The organism is Pseudomonas sp. EA_65y_Pfl2_P78, from assembly GCF_963970495.1.
Classification (GTDB): Bacteria; Pseudomonadota; Gammaproteobacteria; order Pseudomonadales; family Pseudomonadaceae; genus Aquipseudomonas; species Aquipseudomonas baetica_A.
The window spans coordinates 25,880-45,910 of the sequence record NZ_CAXAON010000021.1; the positions used below are offsets into that span (position 1 = coordinate 25,880).

Here is a 20,031-nt window from a genome sequence, read left to right on the forward strand (position 1 = left end):
CTGATTCGTCATTGACCGACCCACAATTGAACCCGCACCCAAGGCGCGCAAGCCGGCGGATTCTGGCTTGGCTGTAGGCAAAGGCGCAAGGATTTGTAGCCTCGAAGGCGTGCCTGAAGGTGTCTTTTAAACACCTGAGTTTAAAGGTCCATTTGCGCTGACTTCACTGGCCCCTTCGCGAGCAAGCTCGCACACATTTGCAATGCATTTCCCTGTGGGCGAGCTTGCTCGCGAAAGGGCCATCCCGGTCAGCAGAAAAATCTCGATCAAGCTAGTTTTTGCAAGTTATTTTTTTGATCCAAATCTGTACATGTCCGTAGGGAGGCTTCGTAGATGCTAGTTGCACTATCTCAAAGCCGCTATATGACTGTTCTCCAGGCATTGTGTACTCACGTATAACGTATTCGCCTGCATCGCTGAGTATTGATTGAGTATGAAATACACCTTGTGGTCCTATAAAATTAAAATAGCCAATGACTTCGGTAACAGGGTCCATAACTTTATAGCTTTTTAGTACTACTGTTATCGTTTTTCGAGATTTGTTTTTCAAGTCAAAAATTGCTTTGTGTTGGCCTACTTGATTATTAATAAATGTATTCTGAATTAGTAACTCTTTGGCGTTGTTGGCGTACATGGTAGGGTTTCCGCTAATAACTCTGTAAGTGATGGTGGCATTTCCTATGTCACGGGTTTCGCCATTTGAAAAGGCGCCTGCTCCGAACTGGTCGATAACAATATCTTCTTTTGTCACAGTCAGGTCATACGGAGGCTGTGATTCCTGCCCGGTGCCATACAGTCCTTTGACGGTGAAACTATGCGGGCCTAGTTCCAGGTCGGAAACGGTGTGTGTCCACACACCGGTTAATACATCGGCTTCTGCTTGCCCTTCCGAATGCTTGCCATCAAAAACTTCGACCTTCTGCCCCAAAGCAGCAGCCCCTTTCAGCTTTACTGCGGTCTCTACTGTATTTTCGCCGTTGCCGATGTCGGCGCCACTCGGGGAGCCTTTGATTGACGTTAATGTCGGTGCCATGTCGTCTGTCACCGTCAGCGTTCTGGCTGCGGACACGAGGCTCGGTTGCTCCAGATCTCTGGCCGTAAAACTGTGTTTGGCTTTACTCAGGTCTGAAACGGACAGACGCCAGATGCCGGTTACTCCATCGGCGGGCTCTTTACCTTTGATATCCGTACCGTCGAGCACTTCAACGTCTCGCCCGGCTGCGGCAACGCCGCTCAAGATGACGGCCGTTTCCACGGTGAAGCCATTCTCGGGGATCTCGTTGTCGCTCAGCGAGCCTTTGACGGACGATAACGTCGGCGCCCTGAGGGCTTCCACCGTCAGGAGTCGCACATTGGAATAGGTCGATGTGGGGTGATAAAGGGATTTGGCATACAACCGGCGCGCGCCGACTACAACCGTGATCGTGCATTGCCACAGGCCTGTGATCGTATCCGCGGTCGCGGTTCCCTTGAGCACTGCGCCTGAACCGCTGCCATCGTAAACCTCGACATCCTGACCCTTGCTGGCGGTGCCTTTGAGTGTCAGCGATGTACTGAAGGTGGTTTTACCCTCCGGCACTTCGTTGTTGCGGTCGTCCAGCACGTTGCTCAGCGTCGGCACAATGACGGCCGTGACGGTGAGGGTGTAGGCAGCGGAGGCAGGTTCGGCACCATACTTTCCTGTCGCGGCAAAACTGTGTTTCGTCACAGTCAGCCCCGACACGGTGCATGTCCAGATTCCAGAGACCGGATCGGCCGTGACCTCATCAACGACGGTGGCGCCATTGCGTATTTCAACGTTCTTGCCCTTGGCGCCCGTGCCGCTCAGCACCACGCTGGTTTCAACGGTGGTGCCACCCTCGACAATGTCCTTGCCGCTTGGCGAGCCCTTGACCGAGTCGATGGTCGGCGGATCGAGTGCCACCGGCTCGCCGATGACAAACTCCAGCACATTCGAATAACTGGTCGTGTTGCTCGCCGCCCGGAAGATTTCGTAGTGCACCTGCACTTTTTTCCCGCGATTAGGTTCGATGTGCTGGGCCACAAACGCCGCGTTCAGCGGGAAAGCCACGTCCCTGTCCTTGGACAGTGCATTGAGTTTTTTAAAGTCGGTAACAGGCTCATTGCCTTCAACGATCCAGAAATACTTCACGATATCGTTGGCCTCGCTCGGAACAGCCACCGGCCGTGGCGCGGTGATTTTGCTGACACCACCGGGCAGGTCTTTGGGGTCCAGCACGCCATCCTTTTCCCCCTGCACGATGGGTTTCACCAGTTCGCGTTGCGCTTCGCCAATGTTCAACAGCGAGGCGTGCAGGGACGCGCGACGGGTGATGGTGCCGTCTTCATCGCTCAGCAGGCAGTACGACAGACGCAGCGTGCCGCCCTCGATGGTTTTGCCGTGTTCGCCGGCGACGGTGACGATGAACCCTTCGGGGGCATTGGCCTCGTCTTCGCTGGGGGAATACCAGTCCAGGTCCGGGTCGTAGGTGGTCAGGTCGGGCCGGGTGCCGAACCATTTCAGTTCGATCGCGTTCTCCGGGGTGATCAGTGGATCGGGGGGAATGCAGATGCGGTATTCGGGCGCGTCGGGGTCGAGCGCGCCACTGATCTGGTCGATTGCGATGGGCGCGGCCAGGCGTGTCGGTTCACCGATAACGCTGTAGGCGCGGGACTTGGATATGGAATTGTCGACCACGGTGCCGCCGCGGCGTACATGATAGGAGTACACCACCGTGCGTTTGGCCAAGGTACGCAGGGTGCTGTTCTTGTGCGCGATCGAGACCCGCACTGGCGGCGTGCTTTCAATACGCTGGATCACCACTTCGCTGATCTCTTTACCTTCGTCGTCGGTACCGAAGACGCTGAGGTAGATCTCGTCGTACTTTTTGAAGATGTTCACGTCCTCCGCCCAGACTTCCACCAGCGGCTGTTCGTCCCCCAGCACCTCCAGATCGACGATGAGACCGTCGGCGTGTTTGAGGATGGGCGCACCCAGGCGCAAGCCCTGGGTGTCGACGACAATACGCACGGCCTCGCACCAGTCTTCGGACTCGTTGTACACGCGGTCGCGGATCTTGTAGCTGACCGACACGCCGTCGGAGTCTCCGGCTGAGAGGATGGTGGACTGGTCGGCCAGCACCACGATGGGATTACCCTCCGGATCGTCGATTTGTTCCTGGGTGACGGGCTCGGACTCCACGGTTTTCCCGGCCCAGGCCAGGATGAGCACGTCACCGACGGCGCAGTTCAGGTAGAGCCAGCCATCGCCGGGCTTGGGTTTGGCGTAGATCAGCACGCCTGCCTCGGCGGTGGCCTTGTCGACACCGTCGCGCACGACATCCGGCGGATCGAAGGCCATGGTCAGTTCGGAGTGGCCATAGTCGGGATTAATATCCTGGCCACCGGGCAGTTCGAGTTTGACGAAGAGCTTGATCATCGGTCCTGGCTCGGGCCTCTGCCCGAAACGCGTGATCTGGTAAGACAGCTCCCAGTCGCCGCTGGGCAAGCGCGGCGGCTCGATGAACAGAGTGACGTGCTTGTCCACCTCGATGTCTTCGGTGATGGTCTTTTGCGCGACCATGGTGGTGCCCAGGTACACCTTGCAGTTATCGCTCTTGCTCATGTCGTTCCAGGCGGGAATCTGGACTTTCAACCCCTTGTCGGGGTAGTTGAGTCGTGCGGCGGCGAGGTTGATGCCCCTGGAGCCGTCATCCAGCATCCGGCCGCCGGGGATTTCCGGATCGAGCAAGGCCAGGACGGAGATTGGTTTGCGCGGTTGGACGAGCATCGCGGGGCACTCCTGCCGAAGGTGGGGCGATGGAGTGATTAGGGGATAAAACCGGGAAATGCGCACCTGTCAGATCTGACAGGTGTACGTTGAACTCAGACGAACGGTATCGTTGCTTTTCAGTTCGTGACCGGAAATCCATTCTCTGACGTAGAGAACGGATTTCACGGTTTGACATCAAGCAGGGCAATCGCGATTTTAATAGCGTATTTCACTCCGCGAGTCAGCGAATCCCGACAATATTCGAGGCATGCCCGAATTCTTTCGCGTCGCCATAGCCGCCCCAAACCAGATACTTGGTTCTTCTACTTTTGAATGGCCACCAATCGCTGCCCCTATCGGTAGACCAATAATGGTGATTTCCCATGGGCCATGATGCGCCATACGCGGCGTGTATTTCGTTCAATTCCCCCATGCTGGGAATACGTGCCCCAACTGCGGCGACGTTCCTGTTGGCCATGTTCCAGCCACCATTCCCACCGCCAAAACAGAGAATGACGTTCGTCACTGTTACGGTAAAGCTTTTGGATTGCTGGGCAGTGTCTCTGGCCGTGATAGTCGCTGTGCCTCTCCCCCTGGCGGTGACAAAACCTCTGGAATCAACTGCTGCCACCGCTGAGTTGCTGGTGCTGTAAGTGATGGTTCCTGTTCCCCCGGTGGCTGATCGCAATATCGAGTTACCTGAATTCGGAGTGGGGAACAGGTTAGGGTAGCCCGCACAAATATAGGTCTTGCCACCCAATGTGACCGGATTTTCGTTGAAGCTCATTGGATGGATTCTGCGAAATGTTCGCGTTGTGGAGATCTGCTCGGTACTCAATGCTTTGGCGTACACCGAATGTTCACCAAGGGCGATTGCAAAGGGGGTCGTCCAGATTCCTTTGGCATCGGCGGACACGATGATATGTGTGGCTGCACCCAAATCATAAATCTGCACTTGATACAAAGGCGTGACCCCGCCCGTCAAAACAACCGACGTATCGACAGTAGGTCCCCCGTTACTCAACTCGCCTCCCGAGTGCCTTACCGATGTCAGCGTCACGGCCTTGTGGGGGGTGACCGTAAAGTTGTGGGCGGGGGATTCCAGTTGTTCACCATAAAGGGCTCGTACCTTGATGGCGTAGGATTTCAGGGCCAGCGTCGATAGTTTTGTCGAGCCGTTGCCCTCACCATCCAGAGTGACAGGGTCGCCGATGGGAGCGTTTTCGTCATAAAGCTGCACACGCTGGTCGGGATCTGCCATTACGGCAACGGTGATTTCTCTGTCGTAAGTTATGCCGTTGTGCGCGACCGATCCTTTGGAGTCATTGACTGCCGTGATACTGGGTTTGGTGGCAATGCCGATGGTAAATGTGCGTGGATTGCCGTCCGGTACATCGGCGTCGTACAAGGCTTTCACGGTAATGGTTTGCAGGCCTTCGACGAGGCCGTCTGCAGGAGATTCCCACTCCCACAGATCCGTGGCTTGCGGTGTGCCTTTGGGAACACCATTGACCCTGATCTCGACCTTTTCACCGCGCGTCGCCGTGCCATGGATCGTCACGCGCTTGTCGTAGGTCAACCCGGCTTCGGGAATTTCCTGGCCTTGCGGATTGAGGATTCTGGTGATGGCCGGGGTCACGTAGTCGTAACGTGTGCGGATAGTCAGCGGCAGGGCAGGGAACTCGATTGCAGCGGTCTCTTCCGTGCTGTTGTCGAAAATCACTTTGCATTTCACCACGGCGGGAGAACTGTGCCGCAATTTCAGGATTTCACTTCTGAGCAAGGGTTCGTCGAGGCCTCCAGCCACTTGCTGGTCACTGATTTGATGATCTCTCAGTACATCGATCCGGTAGCTGCCGGTGCTGGTTTCGCCCTCGACATAGAGCCACGTGCGCTGGCCCTTGGCAATAAATGGCCATACGTTCACCAGCACCCTCGCATCGCCGACAAACTCCATCAAGTCCAGAACCGCCTTGTCTGCCTGAGGTACATGCGGAGTGGGCAGATCGTTTTCCGGATCCTGGAAGTCGAGGATGTTCAGCGGCAGCGCTTCGGAGGGTGTCCACAAGCCATAGCGCTGTACGTCATAGTTGACGTCAACCGAGCGCCGAATGTTGGCACCCACAAACGAGGAGGGCAGGTGAAAGGTGACGATGCCGGAAGGTTCAGCGGGTTGTTCCAGGTCCTCCGAAGTGCCGGCCCCGGGCGTCCCCCGCCATTTCAGAGCGAGGGTGTCGAGTGCTTCGTCCATGCTGAGATAACTGCACTCGATATCGACACCGTTGAGCGCATCCATCGGGTTCAGCGAACCGTTGGGTGCTTGTAAAACGGTAGGCGCAGGCAAAAGCCCCACGGGGATGCCAACCATCACCTCGAAGGGCGCCGAATAGCTGTACTTTCCCGTCGCGGCATGCAGCAGGGTGTAACGGACAGTGACCGTATAGCCGATATTGGCCGAGACGTATTTGACATCCACCCGAAAGCGCGCGTTCTTGTCGATCGACAACTCAGTGATGGGTCTGCTGCCTTTGGTTGAGCTGAAGGCGGAGAGTCCGATCCAGTGATACGTCAGCGTGTCGCCCTTCATCCAATTGACCGGTTTGACCAGCACATGAGCCTGGGTATAAACCAGCGTCGGGTCGATCACGCCATCTTTTGCTTCTTCTACATCGGGGGCCGGCAGAGTGGCGGGAACTGCGCGCACCTCGACCCGCAGAAAGTCAGACTCACTGAGTCCATAGTCGGCAGGATCATCGTTGTACACCCGGTAATAGAGTTTGAGGCTGCCGTTGTTCAACGGGAGAATGTGCTCGTTCATCACATAGATGTACGTAAAGCCTGCCTGCTCATCATTATTGCTGACGTCATACGCTTCCTCATACTCATAGGCGCTGCCATCTGGTTTCTTGCCTTCCCAGATCACGTTGATCGAGTCGCCGACTTTAAGGCTCGGATAAGCAAGTCTGACGGTCGCTGTTTTGCTGTCGGCGGGCAAAATGGCACCGATAACCTCTTCGATAATCGGCGCCGGCAACAGCGCCGGGTTGCCGATCACTTTGACGAAGGTGCGTTTGGAGTAGAGCTTCGAGCCATCGCTTTTTTTGTGCAGTACATAGGAGCCATCAAGCGTCCCGGTGGCGAAGAGACTGACAAATGCGAAAGGGATCGGGAACTCGAGAATGTAGGGCAGCTTGCCGACGGTGACTTCTTCGGTCAGCGTGCGAGGCGCTGTTCCGGTGCCCCCGACACCGGCGACATTGATTATTATCGTGTCGCCCGTGGTGAATTCTTTATTGATTTCGAGGCGGATCAGCAGATTGGTCGCCTGATGGTCCAGTTGGTCGAGATGGAGCTCGCGATCATCGGCATCTTCGAAAATGGCCGGATCCAGGCGAGCGGCACCGGCATCCACCTGAACCGTAGTCTCCTTCGACCATTTCTCGCACCAGTTCCAGACCTCATCATGGATTTCGTACCTGATCGGCAACGAATTGCCATCGCCGGCGGTCAGGATGTCACCGGGCGACGCGGTGATGACAATTTCTTGCGTGCCTTCGACCTCGGCTTCTGTTACTACGTGGGGGGGCAGAGGAACACTGCCCCAGCGCACCCAGATGACATCGCGCACCGTCATCTCTCGATAGCGCTTGATGGTCATGGGCACGCCCTTGCTCGACCATTCTTTGCTGACACCATTGTCGATGACATCCTGCGGCAACCCGACAATGTCGAGGTGTGAGTGCCAGGGAAGATGCTGCTCCTCATCCTTGCCGGCGGGCAAATTCAATTTGACCAACAGCGTCAATACGGGGGAGGGATTATCCGGCAGCGGTTCGCCTGAACGGGTCACCTGGCAATAACACTCGGAGTAGCCGGGGGCGATTTCAGTGGTCGGGAGAAAGAAGAACAATCTTTTACCGACATCTTCGGGCTTTATTTTCAGTTCGAAGATGACGTTGTCGTTCCAGAAAACCTCGATTTCATCGCCAGCCCCCATCCCGGGGTAAGGGTCGATAATACTGAATATGCCGGCCTCGGAATTTTCGAACGTTGCCAGGTTGATACCGCCGTCGCCATTCGCAACCGGCTGAGTCATGTCAGCGATGTACACCGGATAGATTTGCAACGGTGTGACGGATAAATCTCTTCGCGGGGGAAGCCGAAATAATCTGAAAGAAGTCATGAGCAACGCCGCCTGAAAGGGAAAAACGAGTGATTCCCTTTTAGTCCCATTGATTGTTCATTGACTACTGTCAGATCTGACAGGGGTAAGCGGTTTTCAGACGGACGGTCTGGTGCGGGATGAGTCTGTTTATTGGGCGCCCGTCTGAGTACTGTTCGCATCTGAGCGCAATCTGGCAGGGTCAGAAGGCGTACGGAATACTCACCTTCGCCCACAACATTTCCCCCTTCGGCCGGTTCTCCACGTCAAATTCCTTGGCCCAGCGAATCTCCGCACTGGCGTACTTGAGAAAGGTGAAGTGCAGTGCCGGCCCGATTGCGAACACCTTGCCGCGCACGCCGTCATCCACATCCTGCCCGGCGAACTGCACGGTGCGGCCGAACTGTTTGTCGTCTGTGGTCTGCTTGAGGTAGTAGCCGTTGATGCCGAGCATCAGGTCGTCGGTAATCTTGTAGCTGGCCGAATAATCGAAGTGAAAGATCTGCCCGGATTTGTAGTCGGTGTCCTTGTTCTTCTCGTTGAAACTGTAGCTGGTCTTCATCGAGACTTCGGTGTTGTCGGTCGGCAGCCAGGTGAAGGAGAACATGGGTTTGTAGGTGTAGAAATTGTTGCTGGTGTTGGCCAGCCGGTCGACGCTGTATTCACCGGTGGGCACAGTGATTTCCAGGGCGGCGCCGAGGGTCAGATGCTTGCCCATGTCCCACAGAATGATCGGTGCGATGGTGGTATCGCCTATGCCTTCACGGGTGTCGCTCAAGCCGAACACCGAGACTTCCTGCTTCAACCACGGCTGGGCGATGTAACCGGCCAGGCGCCCGCCGAACACCCGTACCGGGCTTAAATAATCGAGACGCGGAATCACCGCGGTGGATTCGATTTCGACATTCTGCACTTTGCCGCCCAGTGAACTGATGTTGAGTCGGGTCGACTTGTAATGGTTGTAGTAGAGGTTGAACGCGACCATGTTCTGCGCAAGGCTGTCGACCTCCAGCGGCAGCATGAAGAAGCCATCGGTGCCCGGGCCGATGTTGTCGACGCCGGCTTCGGTGGCGAGCGCCGGCAGGGTCGCGGTGCAGCCCAGCAATGTCAGGGCCAGGCGCAAGGGGGATGTCGCGCGGTTCGGGTACATATCCGTCCTCATTATTATTGTGTTTGGGCGAAACGCCGGCACGCAGGACGCCCGGCACTCTAGAAATAAGCGCTTGGAGCCTGACGGGGCAGGGTATTGGCGGACACGTAGGGGGGCTTCTGCGGACAGTCGATAAACCCTGTGCTAACTTTCTTCGACATAACCGGTAACAAAAATAACAATCAAGCGTAATCCGGAATGTCAGCCGCTCATGAACGTAAAAGTCCAAGACCCGACCTTCGAACTGGCGCTGGTGTCGCCGTTCCTCCTGCAAACCCTGGCTGAAGTCGCGCAAATCAACGGCGTCGAGCCCGAGAGCCTGTGCCGTGGTCTGGGTTTTACCCTCGAAGACCTGCAGGATCCGGCGCAACGGATTTCCTATCGCCAGGCTGTGGCAATGATTCAGCGTGCGCTCAAAGTGCTGCCCAATCAGGGGCTCGGCCTGTGGGTCGGGGCGCAGAACGTGCTTGGCACGCTCGGTTTGCTCGGACATGTGCTATCGCTGTGCAGAACCTTGCGTGATGCGTTTTCCGTAGGGATTCGCCATCAGCACACCTCCGGCGCGATTGTGGTGTCCAGCGTCGATGTGGTGGGTGACCGAGTGCATCTCGATGCCGAATGTCGCTTGCCGTTCGCCGATGTGCAGGTGTTTGCGGTCGAGGAGTTTTTCGCCAGCCTCCTGGTGTACGGTCGGGCGTTGGCCGGGGCGGATTTCAAGCCGATCGCCGTGCAATTTGTCCATGCCGCGCCAGGCTACCTGAGCGAGTACCACCGCCTGCTTGGGCCGGACGTGCGCTTTGGTTGCCTGCACAACCGTATGCTGATCGATGTGCAATGGCTGGACGTCAAGCTGCCCAATCATCATGCGCTGGCGTTGCGTCAGGCGGTGGCCTTGCTGGAGCTTGAAGCCGCGCAGGTGCATCAGAAGCTCGATCTGATTCAGGCCGTGGAGCGGGCGATAGCTCGGGATCTTGCTTGTGGCACTCATATCGAGAAGATTGCTTGCGACCTGAACATGAGCAGCCGCACCTTGCGCCGGCGTTTGACCGAGCATTCGCTGACGTTTGAAGCTTTACAGGAGCAAGTGCGGCAGGCGCGCACCCTGAGTCTGCTGGCCAATCCGGATATGTCTATCGAGCGCATCACCGAAGAGGCCGGTTATAGCGATGTGCGCAGCTTTCGCCGGGCGTTCAAACGCTGGACAGGGATGAGCCCGAGTGCGTGGCGTATTGAGAACGGCCCTTCGTCTCTGAGACAAGACTAGGGTGAGGGTTTTGCGGCATCTGAACCCACACAAATCCTCTGGCCAGGGGTAAACTCCCGCGCACTTTCCCAAGGAGTTCACATGAGTTACTACCAGCCGGGCATTCTCGCCACCCCTGTTCCTGCGCAAGCACGTCATCTGTTCTTCGCCCTTGAGTCGGTTGCAGCACTGCCGCAGGCGATCGACAACCTGATGAATCTGGTGGATGGCAAGTCGGTGGTGGTCGGTTTCGGTGAATCCCTGACCAGGGCCCTCAACGTAGAAATCGACGGCCTGCGCAGTTTCCCGGCCATGACCGGCGTCGGCGTGGAAAACCCGTCGACCCAGCACGCGCTGTGGGTCTGGCTGCACGGTGTCGACCGTGGTGAACTGCTCAATCGTTGCAATGCTTTTGAAGCCGCTCTGGCGCCGGCCTTGTGTCTGGTAGAGGCCCAGGAAGCCTTCCGCCACAAGGAAGGTCATGACCTGACGGGCTACGAAGACGGTACTGAAAACCCGCACGATGAAGCGGCTATTGCCGCTGCGTTGCTAGCAGAGGGCGCTGAAGGTCTGGTTGGTGGCAGCTTCGCGGCGATCCAGCAGTGGCAGCATGACCTCAAGGGTTTTCACACATTGTCCGCCGAAGACAAGGACAACATCATGGGCCGTCGCTTGAGCGACAACGAAGAAATCGACGACGCACCCATTTCCGCCCACGTCAAACGCACGGCGCAGGAAAGCTTCGCCCCTGAGGCGTTTGTCGTGCGTCGCTCGATGCCGTGGATCGAGGGTCATCGCGCCGGTTTGATGTTCCTCGCGTTCGGTTTTTCGCTGGATGCCTTCGAAGCGCAACTGCGCCGCATGAGCGGTCTGGAAGATGGCATCACCGATGGTCTGTATCGCATCAGCCGGCCGATCACCGGCGGCTACTACTGGTGCCCGCCGCTCAAGGACGGGCGCCTCGATCTGCGTGCCTTGCGTATCGGCTGATCGTCAAGACACAGGGAGGCAACAATGGACGTGGTGCGTTGGGGCATGATCGGTTGTGGCAGCGTCGCCGAGCGCAAGAGCGGGCCGGCCTTTTACAAGGCTCCCGGTTCGGCGCTGGTGGCGGTGATGGGACGACGTCTTGAGGCGGTGAGCGATTACGCCGCGCGCCACGGCATCGAACGGGTCTACACCGATGTCGATGCGCTGATCAACGATCCCGAGGTGGACGCGGTGTACATCGCCACGCCTCCCGACAGTCACCACGCCTACAGCCTGAAAGTCGCTGCCGCCGGTAAACATGGCTGCGTGGAAAAACCCATGTCGCTCAATGCCGGGCAAAGCCGTGAGATGCAGCAGGCGTTTGCCGACGCCGGGTTGCACCTGTTCGTTTCCTACTATCGGCGTTCGTTGCCGCGCTTTGCGCAAGTGCGGCAATGGCTGGAGCAGGGGCGTATCGGCGCGGTGCGGCACCTGAGCTGGACACTGACCAAAGCGCCGTCCTCCGCAGACCTGGATGGGCGTCACAACTGGCGTACGGATCCGGCGGTCGCCGGTGGCGGTTACTTCGCCGATCTGGCCAGCCATGGCATTGACCTGTTCCAGTATTTGCTCGGCGACATCATTGATGTCGCTGGTTTCACCGCGCATCAGGCCGGGTTGTACGCGGCGGAAGATGCGGTCAGCGCCAGTTGGCGCTTCGCCAGCGGAGCGTTGGGCATGGGGTGCTGGAGCTTTGTTGCCGATCGGCGCGAGGATCGGGTCGAGATCATCGGCAGCCAGGGGCGAATCAGCTTTTCGGTGTTTGATGAACATCCCGTTCAATTGCATACCGATCAAACCGTCAGCCTGGACATCCCCCATCACGAACACATCCAATGGCACCACGTCTTGGGCATGAACGCCCACATTCGCGGTGATTCGCAACACCCGGCGATGGCCGAACAGGCCCTGAAAACCGACTGGGTCATGGACCAGATCCTCAAGCGTCAATGACCTCTCAAGCGACACACCATCCCCTGTAGGAGCAAGCCCGCTCCCACAAGGGGGTTGTGGGGGCGGGTTATTGTGCGGCGGTCATGGACGGGCGGCAGCCGTGGAAAATATCCAGCCCCGGCTGATACAGCGAGGTCTTCACCCCGAACAACCCCAGCACCGAATGAAACAGGTTGTCATGGCTCAGATCCGCCTGGCCGGTCTTGCCTTGCAGGCAGCCCCGGTCGATGCCTTCGCTGGCCAAGGTGTTGTTGCCAAACCACATCACCATCGGCACATGGGTCTGTGCCTCGGGTGCCAGTGCATAAGGCGCTGCATGCAGATACAACCCGTTTTCCCCCAACGATTCCCCGTGATCAGAGACGTAAACCATCGATGTATCCAGTGCATCCTGATTGCGCTTGAGCAACTCGATCACCTTGGCCAGGAAATGGTCGGTGTAGAGGATGGTGTTGTCGTAGACGTTCACCAGCTCATCACGGCTGCAACTGCCCAATTGGTTGGTGTGGCAGATTGGTTTGAAACGCTCCATGTCCTTCGGATAGCGCTCGTAGTATTCCGGGCCATGGCTGCCATCGGCATGCAGAACAATGATCGCGTGGCCCTTGAGGCTGTCGATGTAGCTTTGCAGATCGGCCAGCAAGGCTTCGTCGAGGCAGTTGTTGCCGTCACAGAACGGTCCCGGCTGGTTCTTCGAAATATCGCGATGCGGTACGCGCAGGCAGGTGCCTTTGCAGTCGCTGTTGTTGTCCAGCCACAGCACTTGCACGCCGGCGCGCTGGAGGATGTCCAGCAGGCCTTCGTAGGTTTTGCCTTTCTTGTCGCTGTAATCCTCGCGGGGGAACATCGAGAACATGCACGGCACCGACACCGCTGTCGACGTGCCGCAGGAATGCACCTGGGTGAAGTTGAGGATGTCCAGTTTGCTCAGCTCTGGATTGGTCTCACGCTCATAACCGTTCAACGAAAAGTGATCGGCGCGGGCGGTTTCACCGACCACGAACACCATCAGCGATTTCTTCTCGCGGCTGGCAGCCTTGGCGCTCATCACTGCGTCTTCGCCGACAGCCTGCACCACGAAGTGCTTTTTGATGCCCAGGCGTTGCTTGGTGTATTTGCTGATCGCGTAGATGTAGTTGGTCGGGTTGATGAAGTGGGTGAGTTTGTCTTCTTCGCGAAAGATCGGCGCGTAGGTCGAATAGAACGTGCCCACCGAGGCCGCGATCACCAGCACGCAGGCGATGATCACCAGAATCTTGTTCAGCAGGCCGCGAAAGAACGGTCGATAGCTCACCGGCCAACGCCAGATCAGCGCCGCCGGCAGTACGCCGAGCACTAGCACATAGGCCATCAGCTTGCCGCTCAACAGCGCGGTGGCTTCACCGGGGTTGGTTTCGAACACGTTCTGGATCATCACCGTGTCGATGGTGATCCCGTATTCGTTCATGAAATACGCGGCGCAAGCCGAGAGCAGGGCGACCACGGTCAGCACCGGTTTCAGCGTCCAGCGGAACGACACCAGGGTCAGCAGCAGAGTGATTGCGGACCATAAAAACAGCCCGAAAGAGGCGAAAAATGCCAGTTTGTACGCGCCTTGCAGGGTGATCAGTGTGCCCAGCGCCTTCCAGGTCGCCAGGTTGTACAACGCCACCAGCGCCAGGGAAACAGCAACACCAGTCGCGTAGAAGTGATGGACGGTGAACGCAGTCCGTTGCCCAAAGCCATGTCAAACCTTCCTCTACATGAATAGAAAACACACGCAGTAACGTGTGTAACTGTAGAAGAACATTAGTAAAAAAATCGTAAACATCCTGTCACATGTTTCACATTTTTCTGTCGCGACACCCACCTGACTGATGGTGCTTGTCAGGAAAATCCTACAGGAGTACAAATGTACTCCATGACCAATCTGACTCCCCGCCGCACCGCCATCCTGACCTTTATCCGCGAACGCATCGCCGAACACGGTCAGCCCCCAAGCCTCGCTGAAATCAGCGAGGCTTTTGGTTTTGCCTCCCGTAGCGTGGCGCGCAAGCATGTGCTGGCGCTCACCGAAGCCGGGTTTATCGAGGTCAACCCGCATCAGGCCCGGGGCATTCGCTTGCTCGGGCAACCGGCGCGCCCGGAGTGGCTCGATATCCCGGTGCTTGGTCGTGTGGCCGCCGGTGCGCCGATTGGCGCCGATGCCGAGATTCATAGCCGCTTGATGCTCGACCCGGCGCTGTTCTCTCGCACACCGGATTACATGCTGCGGGTGCAGGGCGACTCAATGATCGAAGACGGCATTCTCGACGGTGATCTGGTCGGCGTGCGACGCCATCCCGAGGCGCTGAATGGCCAGATCGTCGTGGCGCGCCTCGACGGTGAAGTCACCATCAAACGCTTCGAACGTGTCGGCGATGGGGTGCGGTTGTTGCCGCGCAACCCGGCGTACCGGCCGATTGTCGTGGGCGATGATCAGGATCTGGCCATCGAAGGGGTGTTCTGCGGTCTGGTGAGGCAAGGCTGATGGGCGCCGTCATTGCGCTGGATACGCTGTTCAATGGCGGCCAGGTCTGGAAGGGCCGGCCTGCGCCACCGGCCGCCAGTCCGCAACCCACCGGGCATGCGGCACTGGATGCGGCGCTGCCCAGCGGTGGCTGGCCGGAAGCCGCGTTGAGCGAAATCCTGTTGGCCGGCCCCGGTGTCGGCGAACTGCAACTGGTCTGGCCGACATTGGCGCGGTTATCGGCGGCAGGTGAACGCATCGTGCTGGTTGCACCGCCCTTCGTGCCGTACCCCCAGGCGTGGGAAAACGCCGGGGTCGATCTTCGCCAGTTGTCGGTCATTCAGGCCAGTGAGCGCGATGCCTTGTGGGCGGCGGAGCAATGCCTGCGCTCAGGCAGTTGTGGTGCGGTGCTGTGCTGGCCGCACAAGGCGGATGACCGCGCGTTGCGGCGTTTGCAGGTAGCGGCGGAAACGGGCCAGACCCTGGCATTTGCGTGGCGGCCGTTGAGCGAAGCGATCAACCCTTCGCCCGCTGCCTTACGGATTGCCATCGACGCCAAACCCGCGCAATTACGTATCCTCAAGTGCCGTGGCGGACTGGCGCGCCCGGCACCGATTGCTTTTGCCGTGGGGCACTGAGGCCGTCATGCGCTGGGTGTGTATTGTGTTTGCGCAATTGGCGTTGGACGCGGTGCTGCGTCAGCGTCCCGATCCCGACGAGCCATTGGTGCTGCTCAGCGGTCCGGCCCAGCGCCGGGTGCTGCAAGCGGTCAACCCGGCGGCGCGCCAACTCGGGCTGCGGCCCGGTCAGTCAATGACCGCCGCGCAAGCCTTGAGCAAGGGCTTTGCCACGGCGGATTATGATGTTGCCGACGTCGAGCACTGGCAGCAGTTTCTGGCCGCATGGGCCTACCGTTTCAGTGCGCAAGTCAGCGTGCATTACCCGCGTACTGTGGTGTTCGAGATCGAGTCGAGCCTGGGCCTGTTCGGGTCCTGGGCGCAGTTCGAGGCGCGATTGCGCAAGGAACTGACGGATCTGGGTTTTCGTCACCGTATCGTCGCCGCGCCAAACCCGGTGGCGGCGCGGGTGTTGGCCAATGCTTATGACGGCCTGGTGGTACCGGACGACGAAGCCTTGCAGCATCACCTTGGGCAATTGCCCGTCGATCGCGTTGGCTTGGAGCCGGCTGTAGCCACGGCGTTGTCGCGTATGGGCCTGCGCAACCTCAGTCAGGTGCAAAGCTTGCCGCGTCAGGCGCTGGCCCGGCGTTTCGAGGCGCAAATGCTCAAGCACCTCGACACCTTGTCCGGCGCACGTCCACTCGCGCTGGCGTTCTACCTGCCACCGGACCGTTTCGATGTACGTATTGAACTCAATTTCGACGTGCAATCCCATCAGGCGCTGCTGTTCCCGTTACGACGTCTGACCGCTGACCTGTCGGCATTCCTTTGTGGACGCGACAGCGGCGTGCAGCGGTTCGATTTGCATCTTGAACACGCCGGGTTGCCGGACACAGTGATCAAAGTCGGCTTGCTCAGCGCCGAGCGCGATCCGGCGATGCTCTTCGAACTGGCCCGTGGGCGACTGGAACAAGTGCAGGTCGAAGCGCCGGTACGCGGTTTTCGTTTGCGCGCCGAAGATCTGCCGAGTTTTGTGCCGCAATGTCAGGAACTGTTCGACGACCGCCCACAGCAGACCTTGCCCTGGGAGCAATTGCGCGAACGTCTGCGCGCACGACTGGGCGATGATGCGGTGCAAGGGCTGCGCTTTCAGGCCGATCACCGGCCCGAATGCGCCTGGCAGAACGGCGTCGACAAACAACGCTGTGCAGGTTTGCCCAGTGTCTATCGTCCGGGCTGGTTGCTGGGCGAACCGCAGAGCGTGCCGCAAGGTTCGGCGCGGATTCTCATGGGCCCGGAGCGTATCGAGTCAGGCTGGTGGGACGGTGACGATGTGCGCCGCGACTATTACCTGATCCAGAACCGCGCCGGTCAGCAAGGCTGGGCTTATCGAACCGTGGGCGAGGGTGGGCCGTTGTGGCTGCAAGGCTGGTTTGCATGAGCGATGGTTATGCCGAATTGCACTGCCTGTCGAACTTCAGTTTCCAGCGTGGTGCGTCCAGTGCGCTGGAACTGTTCCAGCGGGCGAAACAACACGGCTATCAGGCACTGGCGATCACCGACGAATGCACGCTGGCCGCAATTGTGCGTGCCTGGCAAGCGGCGAAATCCGTTGAACTGCCGCTGATCATCGGCAGTGAAGTGCGCATCGACAACGGCCCGAAACTGGTCCTGCTGGTGGAGAACCTCGAGGGTTATCAGGCGTTGTGCGGTTTGATCACCCGTGCCCGGCGGCGCACGCAGAAAGGCCAGTACCAGGTGCTGCGCGAGGATTTCAGCCAAGCGCTGCCCGGGTTGCTGGTGTTGTGGGTGCCGGACTCGGTGGATGACAGGGAAGAGGGTCGCTGGTTGAAGCAAACCTTCGGCGAGCGGCTGTGGCTGGCGGTGCAGTTGCACCGCGGGCAGGACGATCAGCGGCGGCTGGCGGCGTTGTCGAGTCTGGCCGCTGAGCTGGGAATCACGCCGGTGGCCAGCGGCGATGTACACATGCACGCCCGTGGCCGGCGCGCCTTGCAGGACACCATGACCGCGATCCGTCATCACGTTCCGGTGGCTGAGGCCGGTTTACGCCTGCACCCCAATGGCGAGCGGCATTTGCGCAGCGTCGAGGTGCTGCGCGAGGTCTACCCGCCGGCCTTGCTGCAGGCCTCGGTGAGCCTGGCCCGACGCTGCACTTTCGACCTGGGCCAGTTGCGTTATCAATACCCCAAGGAACTGGTGCCTGAGGGGTATAGCGCCAGTACCTGGTTGCGTCACCTGACCGAAGAGGGCATCGCCTGGCGCTGGCCGAAAGGGCCACAGCCCAAAGTGCTCAAGCAGATCGACGATGAGCTGGAACTGATCGCCGAACTCGGCTACGAAAGCTACTTCCTCACTGTGCACGACGTGGTGCGCTTCGCCCGCGAGCAAAAAATTCTTTGTCAGGGCCGTGGTTCGGCGGCCAATTCGGCGGTGTGCTTTGCCCTGGGCATTACGGAAATCGACCCGGATCGCACCACGCTGCTGTTCGAACGCTTCATGTCCAGGGAGCGCAACGAGCCGCCGGACATCGACGTCGACTTCGAGCACGAACGCCGTGAAGAAGTCCTGCAATACGTGTTCCGCCGCTACGGCCGACATCGTGCGGCACTGACGGCGGTGGTCAGCACCTATCACGCCGCCGGCGCGGTGCGCGATGTGGCCAAGGCCTTGGGCCTGCCGCCGGATCAGATAAACGCACTGGCCGATTGCTGCGGCCACTGGAGCGATGAAACGCCGCCGCTGGCGCGTTTGCTCGAAGGCGGGTTCGACCCTGACAGCCCGGTGTTGCGCCGGGTGCTGAGCCTGACCGGGCAACTGATCGGTTTCCCCCGGCATCTGTCGCAGCACCCCGGCGGTTTCGTGATTTCCGAACAGCCCCTGGACAGTCTGGTGCCGGTGGAGAACGCGGCGATGGCCGACCGTACGATCATTCAGTGGGACAAGGACGATCTCGACGCGGTCGGGCTGCTCAAGGTCGATATCCTCGCCCTCGGTATGCTCAGTGCGATCCGCCGCTGTTTCGATTTGCTGCGCCGTCATCGCCATCTGGATCTGAGCCTGGCGACGATTCCGCCCGAGGACAAACCCACCTACGACATGATCAGCCGCGCCGACACCATCGGCGTGTTCCAGATCGAGTCCCGGGCGCAGATGTCGATGCTGCCACGCCTGAAACCGGCGAAGTTCTACGATCTGGTGATTGAAGTGGCTATCGTCCGGCCGGGGCCGATTCAGGGTGGAATGGTGCATCCGTACCTGCGCCGCCGAAACAAGGAAGAGGAGGAGACCTACCCGTCGCCGGAACTGGAAGTGGTGCTCAAACGCACCCTTGGCGTACCGCTGTTTCAGGAGCAGGTGATGCAGATCGCCATTGTCGCCGCCGATTACAGCCCCGGTGAAGCCGATCAGTTGCGCCGCTCCATGGCCGCGTGGAAGCGTCATGGTGGGCTGGAGCCACACAAGGAAAGACTCGCCGCCGGCATGAAGAAAAACGGTTACACGCCGGAATTCGCCGCGCAGATTTTCGAGCAGATCAAAGGTTTCGGCAGTTACGGCTTTCCTGAGTCCCACGCTGCCAGTTTCGCCTTGTTGACGTATGCCAGTTGCTGGCTCAAGTGCCACGAACCGGCGGCGTTCGCTTGTGCGCTGATCAACAGTTGGCCGATGGGCTTCTACAGCCCGGACCAGATTCTCCAGGACGCCCGTCGGCATCAGTTGCAGATCCGTGCGGTGGATGTGCGTGCCAGTGACTGGGATTGCAGCCTGGAACCCATCACTGGCGCACAACCGGCGATTCGCATGGGCCTGCGCATGATCAAGGGGTTTCGCGAGGACGATGCCCGGCGCATCGAAGCCGCAAGAGTGCGTGGGGCGTTCGCCGATGTTGCCGATCTGGGGGAACGGGCCGGGCTCGACAGTCGAGCGCAAGCCTTGCTGGCCGATTCCGGGGCGTTGCGCGGCTTGGCCGGTCATCGGCATCGGGCGCGCTGGGAAGTGGCCGGGGTGCAGAAGCAACTCGGGCTGTTCGCCGGGCTACCGAGTCAGGAAGAGCCCGGCGTGGTGCTGCCCAAACCCAGCGTCGGCGAGGATCTGCACGCCGATTACACGACCGTTGGCACCACATTGGGGCCGCATCCGCTGGCGTTGTTACGAGGCGAGCTGAAGGCGCGGCGTTGCCGCAGTTCGCAGGAGTTGCTCGAAATCGAACACGGGCGCCCGGTCAGCGTTGCCGGGTTGGTGACCGGACGCCAACGACCAGGCACCGCCAGCGGCGTGACGTTTGTGACCCTGGAAGACGAGTTCGGCAACGTCAACGTGGTGGTTTGGCGCGATCTGGCCGAGCGTCAACGCCAGGTACTGGTCGGCTCGCAATTGCTCAAGGTTGATGGCCGCTGGGAGCGCGAGGGCGAAGTGCGCCACCTGATCGCCGGCCGCCTGAGCGACCTGAGCCCGTTGCTCAACGGCATCCGCGTGCAGAGCCGCGACTTCCACTAAACCCCTGATCAACACAAACCCTTTGGGAGCGAGCTTGCACGCGAAAGCAATCTGCCAGCCAGAGAGTATTCATCGGGTACTCCATATACGCGAGCAAG

10 protein-coding genes and 1 pseudogene are annotated in these 20,031 nt (G+C 59.1%); 7 read left to right on the forward strand and 4 right to left on the reverse strand.

What is annotated here, in order from left to right:
* Positions 1-271 precede the first annotated feature (271 nt).
* From AACY02_RS16710 to AACY02_RS16720, 3 genes are all read right to left on the reverse strand, one after another.
* A complete protein-coding gene (locus tag AACY02_RS16710) occupies positions 272-3,790 on the reverse strand; it encodes a hypothetical protein (protein WP_339432898.1) in 3,519 nt (1,172 codons plus the stop codon).
* Positions 3,791-4,013: 223 nt separating this feature from the next.
* Complete coding sequence (locus tag AACY02_RS16715) at positions 4,014-7,955, reverse strand: Ig-like domain repeat protein (RefSeq protein WP_339432899.1); 3,942 nt, start codon at positions 7,953-7,955, stop codon at positions 4,014-4,016.
* A 181-nt stretch (positions 7,956-8,136) separates the two neighbouring features.
* Entirely contained in the window at positions 8,137-9,084 is a 948-nt protein-coding gene (locus tag AACY02_RS16720) for a SphA family protein (RefSeq protein ID WP_339432900.1), read from the reverse strand.
* A 211-nt stretch (positions 9,085-9,295) separates the two neighbouring features.
* Here AACY02_RS16720 and AACY02_RS16725 point away from each other — a divergent pair, with 211 nt between their 5' ends.
* The 3 genes from AACY02_RS16725 to AACY02_RS16735 all read left to right on the forward strand — a co-directional run bounded on the left by AACY02_RS16725 (position 9,296) and on the right by AACY02_RS16735 (position 12,310).
* Positions 9,296-10,348 carry an AraC family transcriptional regulator gene (locus tag AACY02_RS16725; protein WP_339432901.1) on the forward strand — a complete coding sequence of 351 codons (1,053 nt, stop codon included), beginning with the start codon at positions 9,296-9,298 and terminating at the stop codon, positions 10,346-10,348.
* An 81-nt stretch (positions 10,349-10,429) separates the two neighbouring features.
* Positions 10,430-11,317, forward strand: a complete 888-nt coding sequence (locus tag AACY02_RS16730) for a Dyp-type peroxidase (RefSeq protein ID WP_339432902.1) — start codon at positions 10,430-10,432, stop codon at positions 11,315-11,317.
* 24 nt (positions 11,318-11,341) lie between these two features.
* Positions 11,342-12,310, forward strand: coding sequence for a Gfo/Idh/MocA family protein (locus AACY02_RS16735; protein ID WP_339432903.1), 969 nt, complete (start codon positions 11,342-11,344; stop codon positions 12,308-12,310).
* Between the two features lie 67 nt (positions 12,311-12,377).
* Here the strand turns inward: AACY02_RS16735 and AACY02_RS16740 are convergent.
* Positions 12,378-14,035: pseudogene (locus tag AACY02_RS16740) on the reverse strand (phosphoethanolamine transferase).
* Between the two features lie 166 nt (positions 14,036-14,201).
* On the opposite strand from AACY02_RS16740, the gene lexA reads away from it, so the two are divergent.
* From lexA to AACY02_RS16760, 4 genes are read left to right on the forward strand one after another with little or no spacing between them, the layout of a single operon-like run.
* The gene (lexA, locus tag AACY02_RS16745; RefSeq protein WP_339432904.1) at positions 14,202-14,819 is read left to right on the forward strand and encodes a transcriptional repressor LexA; all 618 of its coding nucleotides are present in this window, start codon (positions 14,202-14,204) and stop codon (positions 14,817-14,819) included.
* A complete protein-coding gene (gene imuA, locus AACY02_RS16750) occupies positions 14,819-15,436 on the forward strand; it encodes a translesion DNA synthesis-associated protein ImuA (RefSeq protein ID WP_221732761.1) in 618 nt (205 codons plus the stop codon). The genes lexA and imuA overlap by 1 nt, the downstream gene beginning before the upstream one ends.
* A 7-nt stretch (positions 15,437-15,443) precedes the next feature.
* On the forward strand, positions 15,444-16,859 hold the full coding sequence (locus AACY02_RS16755) for a Y-family DNA polymerase (RefSeq protein WP_339432905.1): 1,416 nt from the start codon (positions 15,444-15,446) through the stop codon (positions 16,857-16,859).
* On the forward strand, positions 16,835-19,933 hold the full coding sequence (locus AACY02_RS16760; protein WP_339432906.1) for an error-prone DNA polymerase: 3,099 nt from the start codon (positions 16,835-16,837) through the stop codon (positions 19,931-19,933). Before AACY02_RS16755 ends, AACY02_RS16760 begins: the two co-directional genes overlap by 25 nt.
* Positions 19,934-20,031: the final 98 nt, after the last annotated feature.